Origin of the sequence: Streptomyces sp. NPDC086147 (assembly GCF_040702165.1) — a bacterium.
Classification (GTDB): domain Bacteria; phylum Actinomycetota; class Actinomycetes; order Streptomycetales; family Streptomycetaceae; genus Streptomyces.
In genome coordinates this window covers 454289-469485 of record NZ_JBFBJO010000005.1, presented here as the reverse complement: position 1 = coordinate 469485, position 15197 = coordinate 454289, and the positions used below count along the sequence as shown (strand labels likewise).

Sequence of the window (15197 nt, the reverse complement as noted above, 5' to 3'; positions counted from 1 at the left end):
GTACCTCAGCCCTTCGCTGCGGCCCGGTACGCCTTCGCCGCGTCCGCCTCCAGACGCGCCTGGGCCCCGGCGACGTCCTTCGGGTTCTTCAGGAAGTCCTGGAGCGCCTTCCACTCGCCCTTGCCCGGCGTCCCGCCGAACGACTGCGGCATCTGGTCCGACATGTCGAAGCGGAAGTCGTCACCGGCCCCGACCAGGGCCTCGGCGATCTCGCGTTGGACGTCGTTCGGGTACACCGCCGGGTCCAGGTTCTTGTTGGGCGAGAGGAAGCCGCCCGCGCCCGCCCAGATCCTCGCCGCGTCCGGGGAGGCGAGGAAGGCGAGGAGCGCCTGCGCGCCCTTGGTGTCCTTGAGGGCCACGGCCGCGTCGCCGCCCGTCACCACGGGCACGGTCCCGGCGTCCCCGACCTTCGGGAACGGGAAGACCTTCGCGTCCGTGCCGATCTTCGCCTCGGTCTGGCCGATGTTGACGGCGGCGAAGTCGCCCTCGAAGACCATCGCGCCCTTCGGCTCTGCGCCGCCCGTGAAGGTCTGCGTCACCGAGGCCGGGTACTCCGTCTGCAGCGCGCCGCTCGTCCCGCCCGCGAGCAGCGACGGCTTGCCGAACAGCTCGGCGAGCGTGGTCAGGGCGGCGGCGACGGACGGGTCCGTCCACTTGATCTCGTGCTTCGCCAGCCGGTCGTACTTCTCCGGGCCCGCCTGGGAGAGGTAGACGTTCTCGAACCAGTCGGTGAGGGTCCAGCCGTCCGCGCCGCCGACCGAGACCGGGGTGACGCCGGACGCCGAGATGGTCTCGGCGGTGGCCAGGAACTCCTTCCAGGTCTTCGGCTCGGTGGCGCCCGCGTTCTCGAAGACGACGGCGTTGTACCAGACCAGGGACTTGTTGGCGGCCTTGAAGTACACGCCGTACTGGGTGCCGTCGACCGCGCCGAGCTCCTGCCAGCCGCGCGAGTAGTTCGCGGCCAGCTGGGCCTTCGCCTCCGGGCCGGCCGGCTTGAGCCACTTCTGGGCGGCGGCCTGCTGGATCGCGCCCACCTGCGGGAGCATCGCGACGTCGGGCGGGGAGCCGCCGGCGATCTTCGTGCCGAGGAAGTTCACGATCGGGTCCTGGGCGGGCACGAACGTGACGGTCGCGCCGGTCCGCTTCTCGAACTCCTTCAGGACCTTGGCGAAGTTCTCCTGCTCCGGGCCCGTCCAGACGGCGGCGACCTCGATCTTCTCCCCCTTTAGAGAAGGGCTGTCGCCGGAGCCCCCGGAGCCCCCCGAACTCCCGGTGCCTCCGGAACCCCCGGAGCGTCCGGGCTTCTTGACGCCGTCGTCGCCGCAGCCCGCGAGGGCGAGCGCGGCGAGCGCCGTGAGTGCGGTGAAGGTCACCGCGGCCTTGCGTGGACGAAGAGTTGTCCGCATCGCTGCCCCGTCTCTTTCGTGCGCTGAGCTGTCCCGTGCCGACAGGTCTACGCCCGGTGATGCGGGGCCGCAATACCGCCTTCCGTGCCAAGTGGACGATCGTGATTGGCTCGTGACGTGCCGTCAGGAGCACTTTCCGGAGTGTTTCAGGTGTGGGCGACGGGGGAGAGGGGCGGCACGGGAGTCGCCTCCACCGAACGGGCCGCCCGGTCGAGCGCGCTCGCCAGGAGCGCCAGGTCCGTCGGTCCGTTGCCCAGCTCGCGGACCGGGCGGCGGGCGGGCGGGTCGCCCATCCGCTCCCACTCCAGCGGGACGACCGTCGGCCGCAGCGTCGCCGTCCGGGGGATCCGGCCGGTGACGCGGCCCGCCTGGAAGGGGGTCACCCGGCCGTCCGGGTGCCCGAGACGGCCCCGTCCTGCCGCCGGGACGTCCGGGCCCGCCGTCACCGGGGGCGCGTCGAGCACGATCCGCAGCCGGGCGCTGTGGGCCGGCTCGGTGTCGGCGGTGCGGTCCGGGCGGGCCGAGGCCACGACGAGGTGCACGCCGAGCCGCTCGCCGTGCCGGGCGACGGCCTCCAGGGCCCGCACGACGGACCCGGCGGCCGGCCGGCCGGGGGCGCCGAGCGCGGGCGCGACCAGGGCGTCGAAGTCGTCGACCAGGACGACCAGCCGGGGCAGCGCCCCGGCCCCGGCGCCCCGACCGCCCGCCGCCTCGCCCGCGCCTTGGCCCGAGGCGGGCCGCGGAATCCGCACGCCGGTGTCTTCGGTGCGGGGTGCGCGTCCGCCGGTACGGTCACCGGGGTCGCCGCCGCCGAGGCGGAGGGTGCGGCCGCTGGGGCGTCCGTCCAGGTCGCCGCCGGGGTACGGGCTCCGGCCGCTCGACCGGCCGGTCACGTCGTCCGCGCCCGGGTACGGGCTCCGGCCGCTCGGGCGCCCGCCCAGGTCGTCGGCCCCCGTGCGGGGCACGCGTCCGCTCGCGCGCCCGTCGAGGTCGCCCTCGTCGGTCCGGAGCGTACGACTGCTGGAGCGTTCCTCCGGGCCGCCCCCGCCGTCCCGGCGCGGCAGCCGACCGCTGGGCGTGTCGGTCAGGAACGCGTCCGCGCCGCCCCGGGCCGCGCCGCTTCCGGTCCGCGGCACGCGCCCGCCGGTCCGGTCGGCGAGGTCGCCGTCGTCGCTGCGGAGGGTACGGCCACTGGCGCGCCCGTCGAGGTCGTCGGCGCCGGGGTACGGGCTCCGGCCGCTCGGGCGTCCGTCGAGGTCGTCGGCTCCGGTACGGGACACGCGTCCGCTCGCGCGCCCGTGGAGGTCGCCCGAGCCGGGGTGGGGCGTCCGGCCGGTCACGTCGTCCGCGCCCGGGTACGGGCTCCGGCCGCTCGCCCGCCCGCCCAGGTCGTCGGCCCCGGTGCGGGACGCGCGCCCGTCGAGGTCGGCGCCGCCCTGGTACGCGCCCCGGGTCGGCTGGTCGTCCGGTCGGCCCGGGGCGCGGGTGCTCCGGCTGCTCGGGAGGGCGCCGATCGTGCCGTCGCCCGTGCGGAGGGTGCGACCGCTCGGGTGGTCGACGGCGTCCGGGAGGCGGACGGTCGCCCGGGCGCCCCGGGGGACGGACTCCGCCGCGCTCGGGGCGCGCTGGCCGATCAGCCGCTCGGCCACCTGCGGGGCGCGGGCGCCCCGGCGGTCGGCGAAGGGCGTGTCGCCCAGGAGCTCGGCCCGCCGCTTCAGCTCGGCGCCGAGCGCCTGCGCGAACTCCCGCATCCGGACCGGGTCCGAGGCGACCAGGTGCTCGGTGACGTGCGGCAGCTCCGTACAGGCCGCGAGGCCCTCGCCGCGCTCGCCGCCCGCCCCGTCCACCAGGAGCAGGCCGAGCCGGTCGGGGCGGCCGCCCGCCGCGAGCGAGGCGGCGATCGAGCGGAGCAGCTCCGTGCGCCCGCTGCCCGCCGGGCCCTCGATCAGCAGGTGCGGCCCCTCCTGGGTGAGGTCCACGGCCAGCGGGCCGTGCGGGCCCGCGCCCAGGACGGCCGTCCCGTCCCCGGCGGAGGCCCAGCGGGCCATCAGGGAGGCGGGGGTGGCCCGGGCGAGACCCAGCTCGTCGAGCAGCCGGGAGGACGGGGGCAGCGCGGCGGCCCGCCCGTGCGGCGCCGCCGAGGTCTCGGGCCGCAGTGGCGCGAGGGCCCGGCCGAACCGCTCGGCCCAGGCGACGGAGACCGCGTCGACCACGCCGACGGTCCCGTGGCCCGCCACGCGCCCGCCCGCCGTGCGCAGCAGCCGCAGCGCCGTCGCCACGTCCCCGCTCAGGAGCGCGGCGGCCCCGCACTCGCGGAACGCGAGGGACGCGGCGCACGCGGCCTCGTAGGTCGCCGCCACCGGCGAGACCGGGGAGGCGGAGGGCGCCTCGGCGAGGCAGAGGAGGTGGATGCCGGCGGCCGCCCCGGCCCCCGCGAGCCGCGCCACGGTCTCGCGCAGCGCCGCCGTGCCCGGGTCGCCGTCCACGACGACGATCGTCCGGGGTCCCTCGTGGCGGGCGGCGGCCTCCGCGACGGACGCGCGGTCGGCGCTGGGCCAGCCGGGCCCGAGCGGGCCGTCGTCGAGCCGCCGGGTCAGTTCGGACGTGCGCGCGTGCGCCTGCTCGCGGTCGTACGCGAGGAGCAGCCGGCAGTCCTGGCCGTGGGCCGGCCGGACGTGCGGGAGCCAGCCGAGCCAGCCCCAGGCGCGGCGCCGCTCCTCCAGGGGGCGGTTCCGGTCGGCGCTGACGAGGACGATCTCCAGGTCGGAGGGGGAGTGCAGGGCGGCGAGCTGGGCCACCACCGAGCGGGCGAACCCGGCGAGCCGGTCGCCGGGGCCCGCCAGGCCGAGGGAACCGGCCTCGCGAAGGCCGACGGTGACCGGCACCCCGGAGAGCTCGGCGCGGTCCGTGGTGCCGAGCCGGACCACGAGGGACTCGGGGTGGTCCGGGTCCCGCTCCCAGAGGCGGCCGCCGGGGCCGAGGGCGGTGAGCAGGACGGTGGCCGGGTCGGGCCAGGTGTCGGCGCCCGGCCCGGGGCCGCGGGTGCCCGTGCCCGGGCGGGCGCCCGCGTGCGTGTCGGGGACGGGGGCAGGGTGCGCCCCGGCGGCGGGCGCCGGGAGCTCCTCGCGGCCTCCGGCGAGACGCCGGGCCCACGCCCCGAGCCCGCGCCTGCCGCCGGCCCGGGACGCGGTCGCGGCCGGAGCCGCCGGGGGCCCGCCGCCGCTTCCGGCGGAGCCGTACGGGTCGTGGGGGCCGCCGTCGGGGCCTTGGCCCCCGTCGTACCCGTCGTACGGGTCGTCGCCGCCCCACGCGAGCGCGTGCCCGCCGCCGTGGGTCGTGTCGGCGTCCGCCGGGCCGCCCGGGGCCGCCCCGGGACCGCCCGCCGGTGCCGTCCGGCCGGCGGGTCCCGTCCGGTCCGCTCCGGCGGCCCCGCGCGCGAGCCGCAGGTGGCCCTCGCCGTCCGGGGCCGTCACCACCGCGTCCGTACCGCCGGGGAGGTCGTCGCCGGGGCCCGTCAGGCGCAGGGCGGACTCGCCGAGGCGCAGCAGGGCGCCGGGGCGGAGCCGGACCGGGCGCTCGCCGACGGGGGCGCCGTCGAGGGTCGTGCCGTTCGTCGAGCCGCGGTCGGAGACCGTGACCCGGCCGTCCCCGCCGATCGTCACCGTGCAGTGGGCGCGGGAGACGTCCGGGTCGTCGAGCGGGACGTCGGCGTCGACGGAACGGCCGATTCTGATCGCTCCGCCGTGCAGCAGGTGCACCCCGCCCGCGTCCGGTCCCGCCACCACGTGCAGCCGGGCGGCCGCGGCCTCGCCGACCCGGTCGTCCGGTCCCGGGACCTGGAGCGAGAGGACGGCGCCGTCGACCAGCGGGGGCTCCCCGAGCACGCAGCGCCGGCCGTCCAGCCGCTCCGCGCCCGCGTGGAGCACGATCGTGCCCGAGGCGGAGGCCTCGGGGCCCGTGACGGCGGCGGCCAGCTGCGAGGCCACGGCGGAGAGCGCCGTCCCGGCAGGGGCGGTGACGAGCACGTCGCAGGCGCGTGCGGCGCCGTGGCCGGCGTGCGGCGCGAGGACGGTCAGCCGGATCTGCATCGCCGTCAGCGGTCCCTTCTGCGCGACGTGTCCGGCAGGGGGCCGCCCCGTGTCTCCCCCACCCGGCACGGACGCGTCGTCCGGTACAGGTCGGCACGGCGCGGGGCTCCCGACCCCATCGGTGCGTCGTGCTGGGGGCATCCTCGCACCTGCCACCGACACCGCGCCCGCCGGTCGGCCGTAAGTGATCTTGAATGGTCGGCTGTGGGCGCAAAAGTGCCTGGTTGAGCATGCCTTCGGAACATGCGCGGCAACCGTCCCGGGCGAAGGAGCGTCTTCTTCCGGACAGGGCCGGGGTACGTTCCGGACATCTTCGGTCAGGGCCCGCCCCCGGGGACGCCCGGCGGACGACCGGCCCGCGACCCGTCCGGACCGGCCTTGATCCGCCGGGCAGGCCCTAAAGTGGGTCGGACACCCGGACGTGTCACCACAGAGCACAGGGACCGCGGGGACATCACGGGAACCACACCGGGACCACGATCAGCAGGGAGCGCGTGACGTGCGGCCTATCGGCAGCAAGTACCTGCTCGAGGAGCCGCTCGGCCGCGGCGCCACGGGCACCGTCTGGCGAGCCCGCCAGCGGGAGACGGCCGGCGCCGAGGCGGCCGTGGCCGGCCAGCCCGGCGAGACCGTCGCGATCAAGGTCCTCAAGGAGGAGCTGGCCAACGACGCGGACATCGTGATGCGCTTCCTGCGCGAGCGGTCCGTGCTGCTCCGGCTCACCCACCCGAACATCGTGCGCACCCGCGACCTGGTCGTGGAGGGCGACGTCCTCGCCCTCGTCATGGACCTCGTCGAGGGCCCCGACCTGCACCGGTACATCCGGGAGAACGGACCGCTCACCCCGGTCGCCGCCGCGCTCCTCACCGCCCAGATCGCCGACGCGCTCGCCGCCAGCCACGCCGACGGCGTCGTCCACCGCGACCTGAAGCCCGCCAACGTCCTGCTCGCCGAGCAGAACGGCCGGATGCACCCGATGCTGACCGACTTCGGCATCGCGCGCCTCGCCGACTCCCCGGGCCTGACCCGCACCCACGAGTTCGTCGGCACGCCCGCGTACGTGGCGCCCGAGTCCGCCGAGGGCCGCCCGCAGACCTCCGCCGTCGACATCTACGGCGCGGGCATCCTCCTCTACGAGCTGGTCACCGGCCGGCCGCCGTTCGCGGGCGGCACCGCCCTGGAGGTCCTCCACCGCCACCTCAGCGAGGAGCCGCGCCGCCCCTCGACCGTGCCCGGCCCGCTGTGGACGGTGATAGAGCGCTGCCTCAGCAAGGACCCGGACCGGCGCCCGAGCGCCGTGAACCTCGCCCGGGGCCTGCGCGCGGTCGCCGCCGGCATCGGCGTGCACGCCACGCCCGCCCAGATCGAGGCGGCGGACGGCGTCGGGGCGCTCCTCGCCCCCGACCCGGCGCCCGCGCCGGTCCCGGAGACCCCCGGGGCCGCCGACCCGACCCAGGTGATGTCCCACGGCGCCCCCGGCTCCGCCGACCCCACCCAGGTGCTGCCCGCCGGAGCGGGCGCGCCGCCGCGGTACGACCCGGCCGGCACGACCGGCGTCATGCCGACGAGCGGGCCGGGCGGCGGCGCCGACCCGACGACCGTCATGCCCCCCGTCCCGCCGGGCCCGCCGCAGGCCGGCCAGGGCGGGCAGGGCGAGGAGCCGCACCCCTGGCAGAACCAGCTGCGCGCCGCCCGCGACCGCAACGAGCAGACGCAGGTGCAGTACCTGGATCCGAGCGAGGACCCCCTGCGCCGGCGCCCGCAGCGCCGGCCGCAGCAGCCCCCGCACCCCCCGGGCAACCAGCAGCAGCGCCAGCAGCAGCCCCCGCCGTACCAGCAGCAGCGGCCCGCCCCGCAGCGGCAGCAGCCCCAGCAGTACCAGCCGCAGCACCAGCCCCAGCAGTACGCGCCTCCGCCGCCGCCCGCCCCGCAGCAGCAGTACGCCCCGCCCCGGCAGCAGTACACGCCCCCGCAGCCGCCGCCCCAGGCCCCCGCGCCCCGCGAGCCGCGCCCGCCGCGCGAACCGCGCCGGCGCAGCGCCAACCCGGTCCGGATCCCCGGCCTCGGCTGCCTCAAGGGCTGCCTGGTCATGATCGTCCTGTTCGTGGTCGCCGGCTGGCTCGTCTGGGAGCTGACCCCGCTCCAGAGCTGGGTCGCCGAGGGCAAGGGCTACTGGGAGGCGATCGGCGACGGCGTCTCGTCGTTCACCACCTGGGTCTCCGACCTGTTCGACAGCGCGAGCACCGGTACCGGCACCGGAAACACGGGTGCTACCGGCGGTACGGGACAGTAATACTGTTGATTTGTCGACTTCCGAGGGGTGTTTTCCCCTCGGAAGTGACGACCGGCGCCCGCGGACGCGTACGTTTGGCGTGAACCGCAGCCGCTGAGGGAGCAGTCTTGGCACGGAACATCGGCAGCCGCTACACCGCCCACCAGATCCTCGGGCGGGGCAGCGCCGGAACGGTGTGGCTCGGCGAGGGCCCCGAGGGGCCCGTCGCCGTCAAACTGCTGCGCGAGGACCTGGCCTCCGACCAGGAACTCGTCGGCCGCTTCGTGCAGGAGCGGACCGCCCTGCTCGGCCTCGACCACCCGCGCGTGGTCAAGGTCCGCGACCTCGTCGTCGACGGCAACGACCTCGCCCTCGTCATGGACCTGGTGCGCGGCACCGACCTGCGCACCCGCCTCGACCGCGAGCGCCGGCTCGCCCCCGAGGCCGCCGTCGCGATCGTCGCCGACGTCGCCGACGCCCTGGCCGCCGCGCACGCCGCCGGGGTCGTCCACCGGGACGTCAAGCCCGAGAACATCCTGCTCGACATGGAGGGCCCGCTCGGCCCCGGCGGCGCCCACCCCGCCCTCCTCACCGACTTCGGCGTCGCCAAGCTCATCGACACCCCCGGCCGCACCAAGGCCACCCGGATCATCGGCACCCCCGACTACCTCGCCCCCGAGATCGTCGAGGGCCTCCCGCCGCGCGCCGCCGTCGACATCTACGCCCTCGCGACCGTCCTGTACGAGCTGCTCGCCGGCTTCACCCCGTTCGGCGGCGGCCACCCCGGCGCGGTCCTGCGCCGCCACGTCACCGAGACCGTCGTCCCGCTCCCCGGCATCCCCGAGGAGCTGTGGCAGCTCCTCGTGCAGTGCCTCGCCAAGGCCCCGGCCTCCCGGCTGCGCGCCTCCGAGCTCGCCGCCCGCCTCAAGGACGTCCTGCCGCTGCTCAAGGGCATCCCGCCGCTGGACGTGGACGAGCCCGACGCGGAGCCGGCCCCGGAGGCGCACGAGGACGACGGCTACGCCGCCCCGGGCGCCGCCGAGCCCGGCCCCCGCCGGGCCGCCGTCCCGCTCGTCCCCGGCGCCTCCCCCGACTCCCACCGCGACACCCACACCTCCATGCGGGTCCCGGCCCCCGACGAGCTCTCCGGCGGCCCCCTCGGCACCGCCCGCGCCCCCCGCCCGGCGGGCGCCCGCCGCCCCGGCTCGGCCCGCCACAAGGCGGGCGCGGTCCGCAAGCGCCGGATCACCCTCGCCGTCGCGGCGGTCGTCCTCGCCGGAGCGCTGGGCGCCGGCGGCTACCTCGCGGCCTCCGGCGACGGCGAGGCCCCGCCGCAGGATTCCGAGCAGTCCTCGCCCCTCCCGTAGGGCGCGTGCCGGAAGCCCGGCCCGCCCTCCGGGCGGACGGGGCCGCTTCCGACGCGCCCCCCGGGGCCCCGGGGGACCGGCCGGACACCCCCCGGCGGTCACGGGTTCGGCTCCCCGCCCGGAGCCGTTACGCTGGACGCGTGGCAGTCGTCGACGTATCCGAAGAGCTGAAGTCCCTCTCCTCGACCATGGGGTCGATCGAGGCCGTCCTGGACCTCGAGAAGCTGAGGGCCGACATCGCCGTGCTCGAAGAGCAGGCCGCGGCCCCGTCCCTGTGGGACGACCCGGAGGCGGCGCAGAAGATCACGAGCAAGCTTTCGCACCTCCAGGCCGAGGTCCGCAAGGCCGAGACCCTGCGCGGGCGGATCGACGACCTCGGGGTGCTCTTCGAGCTCGCCGAGGAGATGGACGACCCGGACACCTTCGCCGAGGCCGAGGCGGAGCTGGGCTCCGTCCGCAAGGCCCTCGACGAGATGGAGGTCCGCACCCTCCTCTCCGGCGAGTACGACGAGCGCGAGGCCCTGGTCAACATCCGGGCCGAGGCCGGCGGTGTCGACGCCTCCGACTTCGCCGAGCGGCTCCAGCGCATGTACCTGCGCTGGGCGGAGCGCCACGGCTACTCGACCGAGATCTACGAGACCTCGTACGCGGAGGAGGCCGGCATCAAGTCGACCACCTTCGTGGTGAAGGCCCCGTACGCCTACGGCACCCTCTCCGTCGAGCAGGGCACCCACCGCCTCGTCCGCATCTCGCCCTTCGACAACCAGGGGCGCCGCCAGACCTCCTTCGCGGGCGTCGAGATCCTGCCGGTCGTCGAGTCCTCCGACCACGTCGAGATCGACGAGTCCGAGCTGCGCGTCGACGTCTACCGCGCGTCGGGCCCCGGCGGCCAGGGCGTCAACACGACCGACTCGGCCGTGCGCATCACGCACCTCCCGACCGGCATCGTGGTCTCCTGCCAGAACGAGCGCTCCCAGATCCAGAACAAGGCGAGCGCCATGAACGTCCTCCAGGCCAAGCTCCTGGAGCGCCAGCGCCAGGAGGAGCGCGCCAAGATGGACGCGCTCAAGGACAGCGGCAGCTCCTGGGGCAACCAGATGCGCTCGTACGTCCTCCACCCGTACCAGATGGTCAAGGACCTGCGCACGGAGTTCGAGGTCGGCAACCCGCAGTCCGTCCTGGACGGCGAGATCGACGGCTTCCTGGAGGCGGGCATCCGCTGGCGCAAGCAGCAGGACAAGTAGTCCGCGGCTCCTCCTCGGCCGGGCCCCGCACCGACACGGTGCGGGGCCCGTTCCGTTCCGCCGCATTCACCACTTGTTCGCTGCCGCAAGCGGAATACGGGCCGTCAGGACGCTTTGTCGACAAGGGAACTGACGCGGCGGGTCCCGTAGTTCAGGGTTTACGTCACAGTTGCATCGTCGCATGTCGGTCAGCCGGTGATCTTTCGGGCATCGCACGCGCAACGACCTTGACGCCTCTTCGGAAACTCGGAAGGGTGGCGTACTGGCATGCGCATTTCTGGGGCGCGTGTGAACGGGGGCCGGTCCAGTCGTGACGCCGCCCCTGCCGCGCAGGCCCCGAGCGCTGCCCCATGACGAGATGAGCTACTGGGGGTAGCAGCCAGATGACCAACAAGACGCGAGTCCGCCTGGTGCGGGTCGCGGCCAGTGCCGTGATCATCGCCGGTGCGTCCCTGACGGCGGCCGGTGCCGCGCAGGCCGTCGACGGTTTCGGTTCGGACGCGGACCGCTCCGGGGAGATCAGCATCCAGGACGGGAACGAGGGCGACACCGACGGCACCACGATCCTCGGCCAGACCGTGGGCGGGGCGGCCGACGGCGGCGCCGCGGCTGACGGTGGTGCGGCTGCCGATGGTGGCGCTGCCGCCGACGGTGGTGCGGCTGCCGATGGCGGTGCCGCCGCTGACGGTGGCGCTGCGGCCGACGGTGGTGCCGCTGCGGATGGTGGCGCTGCTGCCGATGGTGGCGCTGCCGCCGACGGTGGTGCGGCTGCTGACGGTGGTGCCGCGGCCGATGGTGGCGCCGCTGCCGATGGCGGTGCCGCCGCTGACGGTGGCGCCGCTGCCGATGGCGGTGCCGCGGCTGACGGTGGTGCCGCTGCCGATGGTGGCGCTGCCGCTGACGGTGGTGCGGCTGACGGTGGTGCCGCTGCCGATGGTGGCGCTGCCGCTGACGGTGGTGCGGCTGCTGACGGCGGTGCCGCTGCCAACGGCGGTGCCGCTGCCGATGGTGGCGTGTCCAACAACGGCGGTTCCGGCAACGGCGGGGCGACCACCACCAACGGCGGATCCACCACCACCAACGGCGGCTCCATCGCGTCCGGCGGCGGTTCCACCACCGGTGGCGGTTCCTCCACCGACGGCGGCGCCGGCACCTGCACCGTCGACCTCGACGGCGCCGAGTGCGTCGACACCAACAAGCCCGACACCAACAACGCCGGCTCGCAGCCCGTGCAGCAGGGTCAGGCCAAGGAGGAGCTCGCCGAGACCGGTGCGGCCGAGACCTCGTTCCTGATCATCGGCGCCGCGACCATGATCGCGGGCGGCATCGGCTTCCGCATGCTGCCGCGTCTCGTCGCCGGCGGCCGTACCGCCGTCTGACGCCTCCGCGCGTGAGCAGGGCATGACGAAGGGCCGGGGAGATCTCTCCCCGGCCCTTCGGTCGTTCTCCGGCTCGTATGGGCCGTCCGGGCGGCCCTGTGGCCCGTTCGGGCGGCTCTAGGCCGTACGGACCGCCGCGAGCAGCGCGATCGCCGCGAGCAGGGCGATCGCCACCGTCAGCAGCATGGCGGGGGAAAGACCCTGGGGGGTCAGTCGCTCCCGGTTCGCGCGGCAGACGGGGCAGCGGCCCTCGGCGACCGGGGCCGCGCAGTTGGCGCACACCAGTCGGTCGTAGGTCATGCGCTCTCCTCCTCCCGCACTGGGGTACCCACCAGGGCAACGACCGGAGGGACCCGGACGTTCCCCTACCACTGTGCCAGCTCCGCGCCGTTTCGGCGCGCCCCGCCGGTCCGCCGCGGTCCGCCCGGAAGGGCGAAAAGGATATACCGCGCAAGCCAGGACCGCGACTGCGAGGGCTGTCCCCGGTCGCGTAAGGTCACGCACACCTACTCCCGGCCGACCGTGGTGCATCCGTGATCCGATTCGACAACGTCTCCAAGTCCTATCCGAAGCAGAACCGCCCCGCGCTCCGGGATGTATCCCTGGAGATCGAGAAGGGGGAGTTCGTCTTCCTCGTCGGTTCCTCCGGCTCCGGAAAGTCGACTTTCCTGCGGCTGCTCCTGCGTGAGGAGCGCGCCAGCCAAGGCCAGGTGCACGTCCTCGGCAAGGACCTGGCCCGGCTGTCCAACTGGAAGGTGCCGCACATGCGGCGCCAGCTCGGGACCGTCTTCCAGGACTTCCGCCTGCTGCCCAACAAGACCGTGGCCCAGAACGTGGCCTTCGCCCAGGAGGTCATCGGCAAGCCGCGCGGCGAGATCCGCAAGGCCGTCCCGCAGGTGCTCGACCTGGTCGGCCTCGGCGGCAAGGAGGACCGGATGCCGGGCGAGCTCTCCGGCGGTGAGCAGCAGCGCGTCGCCATCGCCCGCGCCTTCGTCAACCGGCCCATGCTGCTGATCGCCGACGAGCCCACCGGCAACCTCGACCCGCAGACCTCCGTCGGCATCATGAAGCTGCTCGACCGCATCAACAGGACGGGAACCACCGTCGTCATGGCGACCCACGACCAGAACATCGTCGACCAGATGCGCAAGCGCGTCATCGAGCTGGAAAAGGGTCGCCTCGTCCGCGACCAGGCGCGCGGCGTCTACGGATACCAGCACTGAGCCTGTAGCGAGTAGGAGAAAGCAGACCCATGCGCGCTCAGTTCGTGCTCTCCGAGATCGGCGTCGGCCTCCGGCGCAATCTCACGATGACCTTCGCCGTCATCGTCTCCGTGGCCCTCTCGCTCGCCCTGTTCGGCGGCGCGCTGCTCATGCGCGAGCAGGTCAGCACGATGAAGGACTACTGGTACGACAAGGTCAACGTCTCCATCTACCTCTGCAACAAGGCCGACGCGGCCACGGCCGGGAAGTGCCCCAAGGGCGCGGTCACCGGTCAGCAGAAGGAGCAGATCGAGGCCGACCTGAACGAGATGGACATCGTCGAGACCGTCCACTACGAGACATCCGACGAGGCCTACAAGCACTACAAGGAGCAGTACGGCGACACCGCCCTGGCCTCCGTGGTGACGCCGGACCAGATGCCCTCGTCGTTCCGGGTCAAGCTCAAGGACCCGGAGAAGTACAAGGTGGTCGCCACGGCCTTCGCCGGCCGGGACGGCGTCGAGTCGGTCCAGGACCAGCGGAACATCCTGCAGAACCTCTTCGACCTGATGAACGGCATGAACATCGCCGCGCTCTGCGTCATGGGCCTGATGCTGGTCATCGCGCTGATGCTGATCGTCAACACCGTGCGCGTATCGGCCTTCAGCCGCCGTCGCGAGACGGGGATCATGCGGCTCGTCGGCGCGTCCAGCTTCTACATCCAGATGCCGTTCATCATGGAGGCCGCCTTCGCCGGACTCCTCGGCGGCGGCGTCGCGTGCCTGCTGCTGCTCGTCGGCCGGTACTTCCTGATCGACCACGGCATCGCGCTCGCCGACAAGGTCCAGCTCATCCAGTTCATCGGCTGGGACGCCGTCTTCGCCAAGCTGCCGCTGGTGATCGCCATCGGGCTCCTGATGCCCGCCGTGGCGGCTCTCATCGCGCTGCGCAAGTACCTGAAGGTGTGAGAAGACACCCCCCACCGTGGATGGCGTCGTACGGCCAAAGTCCGTGCGGCGCCATCGTCTTGTCCTAGAGTGGGCGACATGCCGGACGGCACCGACCTTCTCTGTAGCCGGCCCCGCGGAGTGCTCCGTGGGGCCGTTCTGACGTTGGTCTTCACCGGCGTCCTCGCCACCGCCGCCGCCACGGGCTCGCTGCCCCGGCAGGAGCCGGCCGCCGAGCGGCCCGGGGCGCCCCCGCGCGCGGGACAGCGGCCCGAGGACCGCGCCCCCGTCGACAGCGCCGCCCTCCGCCGCGCCGCCGCCGCGGCCATGGCCGACGGGAAGTCGGGCAAGAAGGCCGCCGAGGAGTTCGTCAGCCGCAGCGGCGACCGCTGGGGCGCGGTGTACGACAAGCGGGAGTACGAGGAGTTCGAGCAGTCCCTCGACGGCGCCTACACCGGCGTCGGGCTCTCCGCCGGCCGGGCCGCCGGGGACCGCGTCCGGATCACCCGGATCCAGACCGGCGGCCCCGCCGCCCGGGCCGGGCTCCGTACCGGCGACCGGCTCGTCTCCGTCGACGGGCGCCCGGTCGACGGGCTCTCCGTCTCCGAGGTCGTCGCCCTGCTGCGCGGCGACGGGGTGCCGGGCTCGTCCGTCGCCCTGCGGGTCGAGCGCGGGCGCACCGCCTGGACGCAGACCCTGCGCCGGGCCCGGCTCGCGACGGACCCGGTGTCCGTCCGCCGCCTCGACGACGGGGCCGTACTGATCCGGGTCGAGGCCTTCACCAAGGGTGTCGGCACGCGCGTGCGCGACGCGGTGCGGAAGGCCCCGGCCGGCGCCGGGGTCCTCCTGGACCTGCGGGGCAACGCGGGCGGCCTGGTCGCGGAGGCCGCCACCGCCGCCTCCGCCTTCCTGGACGGCGGTCTCGTCGCCACGTACGACGTGGAGGGCGAGGAGCGGGCCGTGTACGCGGAGGGCGGCGGCGACACCGAGCGGCCCCTGGTGGCGCTGGTCGACGGGGGCACGATGAGCGCGGCCGAGCTGCTCACCGGCGCCCTCCAGGACCGGGGCCGGGCCGTCACGGTCGGCTCCCGGACCTTCGGCAAGGGCTCGGTGCAGATGCCGAGCACCCTGCCCGACGGCTCGGTCGCCGAGCTGACCGTCGGCCACTACCGCACGCCCGCCGGGCACGCCGTCGACGGGCGCGGCATCACCCCGGACCTGACGGCGGGGGAGCGGGCCGAGGAGCGGGCGAGAACGGTATTGAGTGGCCTCGGAGGGGGCTCGTAGTGCGA

General features: G+C 75.0%; 10 protein-coding genes. 7 read left to right on the top strand and 3 right to left on the bottom strand.

Translation table 11 applies throughout. The features are described 5' to 3' along the window. Window positions 1–5: 5 nt before the first annotated feature. Window positions 6–1406 carry an ABC transporter substrate-binding protein gene (locus AB0398_RS15215; RefSeq protein WP_366375158.1) on the bottom strand — a complete coding sequence of 467 codons (1401 nt, stop codon included), beginning with the start codon at window positions 1404–1406 and terminating at the stop codon, window positions 6–8. A 146-nt stretch (window positions 1407–1552) separates the two neighbouring features. Continuing rightward, window positions 1553–5494, bottom strand: coding sequence for an FHA domain-containing protein (locus tag AB0398_RS15210; protein ID WP_366375156.1), 3942 nt, complete (start codon window positions 5492–5494; stop codon window positions 1553–1555). Between the two features lie 499 nt (window positions 5495–5993). On the opposite strand from AB0398_RS15210, the gene AB0398_RS15205 reads away from it, so the two are divergent. From AB0398_RS15205 to AB0398_RS15190, 4 genes are all read left to right on the top strand, one after another. Beyond that, window positions 5994–7787, top strand: a complete 1794-nt coding sequence (locus AB0398_RS15205; protein ID WP_366375154.1) for a serine/threonine-protein kinase — start codon at window positions 5994–5996, stop codon at window positions 7785–7787. Window positions 7788–7894: 107 nt separating this feature from the next. Continuing rightward, window positions 7895–9133 carry a serine/threonine-protein kinase gene (locus AB0398_RS15200; protein ID WP_366375152.1) on the top strand — a complete coding sequence of 413 codons (1239 nt, stop codon included), beginning with the start codon at window positions 7895–7897 and terminating at the stop codon, window positions 9131–9133. 140 nt (window positions 9134–9273) lie between these two features. Beyond that, on the top strand, window positions 9274–10377 hold the full coding sequence (gene prfB / locus AB0398_RS15195; RefSeq protein ID WP_366375150.1) for a peptide chain release factor 2: 1104 nt from the start codon (window positions 9274–9276) through the stop codon (window positions 10375–10377). Window positions 10378–10760: 383 nt separating this feature from the next. Continuing rightward, window positions 10761–11756 (top strand): hypothetical protein, encoded by a 996-nt coding sequence (locus tag AB0398_RS15190; RefSeq protein ID WP_366375149.1) that lies wholly within the window; start codon window positions 10761–10763, stop codon window positions 11754–11756. A gap of 117 nt (window positions 11757–11873) precedes the next feature. On the opposite strand, the gene AB0398_RS15185 is transcribed toward AB0398_RS15190, so the two are convergent. Next, the gene (locus AB0398_RS15185; protein ID WP_053648388.1) at window positions 11874–12056 is read right to left on the bottom strand and encodes a hypothetical protein; all 183 of its coding nucleotides are present in this window, start codon (window positions 12054–12056) and stop codon (window positions 11874–11876) included. A 233-nt stretch (window positions 12057–12289) separates the two neighbouring features. Here AB0398_RS15185 and ftsE point away from each other — a divergent pair, with 233 nt between their 5' ends. The 3 genes from ftsE (at window position 12290) to AB0398_RS15170 (ending at window position 15192) form a co-directional block, all read left to right on the top strand. Continuing rightward, on the top strand, window positions 12290–12979 hold the full coding sequence (gene ftsE / locus AB0398_RS15180) for a cell division ATP-binding protein FtsE (protein WP_053648390.1): 690 nt from the start codon (window positions 12290–12292) through the stop codon (window positions 12977–12979). 29 nt (window positions 12980–13008) lie between these two features. Then, window positions 13009–13926 carry a permease-like cell division protein FtsX gene (ftsX, locus tag AB0398_RS15175; protein WP_366375147.1) on the top strand — a complete coding sequence of 306 codons (918 nt, stop codon included), beginning with the start codon at window positions 13009–13011 and terminating at the stop codon, window positions 13924–13926. A gap of 78 nt (window positions 13927–14004) precedes the next feature. After that, window positions 14005–15192, top strand: coding sequence for a S41 family peptidase (locus tag AB0398_RS15170; RefSeq protein ID WP_366375146.1), 1188 nt, complete (start codon window positions 14005–14007; stop codon window positions 15190–15192). The last annotated feature ends 5 nt before the right edge of the window (window positions 15193–15197 follow it).